A 3,991-nucleotide genomic window follows, 5' to 3' on the forward strand; every position below is an offset into this window, starting at 1 on the left:
GCGCTGATGCGGCGTGCGGAACAGCTGTCAGCGCACCTGTCGCAACAGGCGGTGAACCTGACGGATCTGGCGTATACGCTGCAGGTAGGGCGTGATGCGATGGAGCATCGTCTGGCGCTGACGGCGGAGTCGCAGGAAGCGCTGGTGACACAGTTGCGCGGCGTATGCGACGGGACGTTGACGACGGGGATCTGGCGCGGCGAAGTCAGACGCACCGGCGAGACGTTGTCGATATTCCGCACGGATGAGGATCTGCAGTCAGCCATTGATGCCTGGATCGCGAAAGGGAAGCTGGACAAGCTGGCCGAGCTTTGGGTTCAGGGGCTGGAAATTGACTGGCCGCAACTTTACCCGGGGCGGCAGCCCAACCGCCTGCGCTTACCAACTTATCCGTTTGCCCGCGAACGTTGCTGGTTCGCGGAAAAGGCGGCGCCGGGCATGATGACGGCGGCACGGCGCCAGCATCCGCTGGTACATCTAAATATCTCAGATATCAATGAATTACGTTATAGCTCATTGCTGACGGATGAGACGTGGCTGTTGCGCGATCACCAGGTTATGGGGCGCGCGGTGCTGCCGGGCGTTGCTCAGCTGGAGTGGGCGCGGGCGGCGGTCAGCCTGGCGCTGGGCGGCGAACCGGACAGCGCGGACATTCGCCTGGAGAGCGTGACCTGGCTGCGCCCGCTGACGGTCGCCGGAGAGCGGGAGGTCCGTATCGCGCTGGTGCCTCAGGATGACGGGCGCATTGCCTATGAGATCTACAGCGAAGAGAGTGAGCAAACGGTGATTTACGGTCAGGGATACGCTGCGCCGGCAACGCGCGGTGAAGCGCCGGTGCTGGATCTGGCCGCATTGACTGCGCGCTGTGCGCTAACCGTTGGCGGCGATCCGCTGTATGAGCAGTTTGCCCGCCTGGGGCTGCAGTACGGTGAGGGTCTGCGCGTGGTGCAAACCTTGCACGGGGGCGACGGGCTGGCCGTTGCCAGGCTGGCAGTAAGTACGCCGCGCGACGGATATCTCTGGTCGCCGGATCTGCTGGACGGTGCGCTGCAATCCGTTGCCGGCGCCGCACAGGAGGGCGCGTTGGCCCTGCCGTTTGCGCTGCGGGAAATTCGCTGCTGGGCGCCGTTGCCTGAGAACCCGTACGTGGTGGTGCAGGCCGGGAGCGGGCATACCGACGCGGTTCCTCAGTGGGATATTGCTATTGCTGACGGCGAAGGACGGGTAGCGATACAGATGAATGGCTGCACGATGCGCCTGACGGGCGGCAGTGCGGCTTCGCTGCAGCGCGTCGGTGACGAATCGGTTGATGAAGAAATGAAACATAGGGAAGACTCATGGAAAGTGTGAACCGGGGGATGGAGACATTCCTGTTAGAGCCTCTCTGGGCAGAACAGACGTCGATACCGCCACAGCCTGCCGGGCAAGCGTTTCACGATGATGATCTGTGGTTGGTGTTTTGTGGCGTTGAGGCGGTGCCGGATGTTTCACCGGCCGGTCGCTATGATCCGGCGCGCTGCGTTTGGCTGAGCGCCGGGGGCGATGTGGCCGGGCGTTATACCGCTTGCGCCGTGCAGTTGCTGGCGTTGCTGCGTGACAAGATTATCCGCCCTCCCTCACGCCCGGTTCGTCTGCAACTGGTCGTGACGGATGAAGGGGATGCCGGCGTAATGCAGGGGCTGGGCGCGGTGCTGCGCAGCGTGCAGCGCGAGCATCCCGCGCTGTGCGGCCAACTGATTGTGTTGGATTCCGCCGGATGGATAAATAGCACGCAACGCATGGATATGCTGCGCCGCGAGGCGGATACGGCGGGGGACGTCGTGCGCTTCTCCGGCGATACGCGCCAGGTTTTACGCTGGGTGCCGATTGAGGACGGCAAAGATGCGGCAGATGACGCGTCACCGTGGCGGGATAACGGTGTGTACTGGATTACCGGTGGCCTGGGGGGGCTGGGTTGCCGCCTGGCGCAGTCAGCCTGCGGGGTAAAGCAGCCGGTACTGGTGCTGAGCGGGCGCTCCGTTGACGCCGGGGAGCAGCAACAGTTTGCCGATGAGTTGCGCGCGTTGGGCGCCAGCGTGGAACTGCATGCGCTGGATGTGTGTGACGCGCAGGCCATGCGTGAGTTGGCGCAGGGGATTATTGCCCGTCACGGACGGCTGAACGGCGTGATCCACTGTGCGGGGGCGTTAAGCGATCGCCTGCTTCACGCGATGAGCGCTGAGGATGCGGAACGGGTGTTGGCGCCTAAAGTTTCCGGCCTGGCGGCCGTCGATCTGGCAACCTGTGACATGACGCTGGATTGGTTGATCGCCTGTTCTTCCGTGACTGCGATTGCCGGTAATACGGGGCAGAGCAACTATGCGGCGGCAAACGGTTTTATGGATCACTTCGCCCGTTTGCGTCAGTCATGGGTGGAAAAAGGGGAGCGCCATGGCCGCACGCTGTCGCTCAGCTGGCCGTTGCTGAGTGGCGGCGGCATGCAGCCCGATGAAGCCACGCTTTTTTATCTCCGGCGTAACGGGTTGATGATCACGTTGCCGGAGGAGCAGGAGCCACGGGTGATTGCCAGAGCGTTGGATTACCCTGCGGCGCATCTTGCCGTGTGGCACGGGGACGAAAGTAAATTGTCGCAGTGGTTAAGTGGCGGCAGCAGGCCGGCGCCTTCCGGGAAGAAGCCGGGAGCGCTGGCCGCCGGTAATGATGCATCACCGGAGAGCATGACGCGCTACCTGAAACAGTGCCTGTCCGGCACGTTGGGGTTGGATGCGTCCCGTATTGATGAGCATGCGCCGCTGGAGAACTACGGTATTGATTCCGTGATGGCGGTGACGATTATCCGCGATCTGGAAGCGGTATTCGGCCCTTTGCCTGTGACGTTGTTGTTTGAATATCAGGATATCGCCGGGCTGGCGCAGTACTTTACGGCGCATCACGGTGATGCGTTGCAGGCCTTGCCCGCTATTGCCCCGCCCGCTCCCCGGCAGAACGGTAGGGAGCGCGGACAACCGCAGACCGGCAGCCTGCGCCGGACGCAGCAGCGCGGAGCCTGGCCGGGCGCCGGACGGGCGATGCCGGCGGCCAGGGCGGAAGGTGCGCTGGATATCGCGATTATCGGACTGAGCGGGCGCTATCCCGGCGCAACTGACCTGAATCAGTTCTGGCGTAACCTGCTTAACGGCACCGACAGCATCACGACCCTTCCGGCGTGGCGCTGGGAATGGCAGCGCTATTTCCATCAATTACCGGCGGAGAAACTGGCCGCATACGGTAGCTGGGGCGGTTTTATCGACGGCGTGGATGAGTTCGACCCGCTGTTTTTTAATCTTTCACCGCGGGATGCGCAATATATCGATCCGCAGGAACGTCTGTTCCTGCAATGTGCCTGGCATGCGGTTGAGGATGCCGGTTATTCCCGGCGGACGCTGGGCGCTGAGGGCAATAATACCGGCGTTTTCGCCGGCGTGATGTATGAGGAGTACCAGCTTTACGGCGCGCAGGCGCAGGCGCGGGGGGAGGAGATAGTATTGTCCGGCAGCGCGGCGTCTATCGCGAACCGCGTTTCTTACTTCTGCAATTTCCAGGGGCCAAGCCTGGCCGTGGATACCATGTGCTCTTCTTCACTGACCGCGATCCATCTGGCCTGCCACAGCCTGCGCCGTGGCGAATGTTCCGTGGCGCTGGCCGGTGGCGTGAATGTTTCCGTGCATCCGAATAAATATGTGCTGCTTTCGCGCGGGCAATTTGCCTCAGGAACAGGGCGCTGCCGGAGTTTTGGCGCAGACGGCGACGGTTATGTCCCCGGCGAAGGGGTTGGCGTTGCGGTGCTTAAACCGTTGCAGCAGGCGGTGGCGGACGGCGACCATATTTACGGCGTGATCAAGGGCAGCGCGCTGAATCATGGCGGCAAGGTTAATGGGTATACCGTACCCAATCCCAAACAACAGGGGAGGGTGATCCGCCGGGCATTGCGCGAATCGGGCGTGGACGCAGA

General features: G+C 62.7%; 2 protein-coding genes. Both read left to right on the forward strand.

Features of this window, described 5'->3' with window-relative positions:
* A partial coding sequence (locus C8D90_RS21865) for a polyketide synthase dehydratase domain-containing protein (RefSeq protein WP_196238533.1) occupies window positions 1-1,350 on the forward strand: 1,350 nt, incomplete at its 5' end.
* On the forward strand, window positions 1,338-3,991 hold a 2,654-nt coding region (locus C8D90_RS21870; protein ID WP_115460557.1), incomplete at its 3' end, for a type I polyketide synthase. The genes C8D90_RS21865 and C8D90_RS21870, both read left to right, overlap by 13 nt.

The sequence above is a fragment of the Enterobacillus tribolii genome, assembly GCF_003363015.1.
In the GTDB taxonomy this organism is placed as follows: domain Bacteria; phylum Pseudomonadota; class Gammaproteobacteria; order Enterobacterales; family Enterobacteriaceae; genus Enterobacillus; species Enterobacillus tribolii.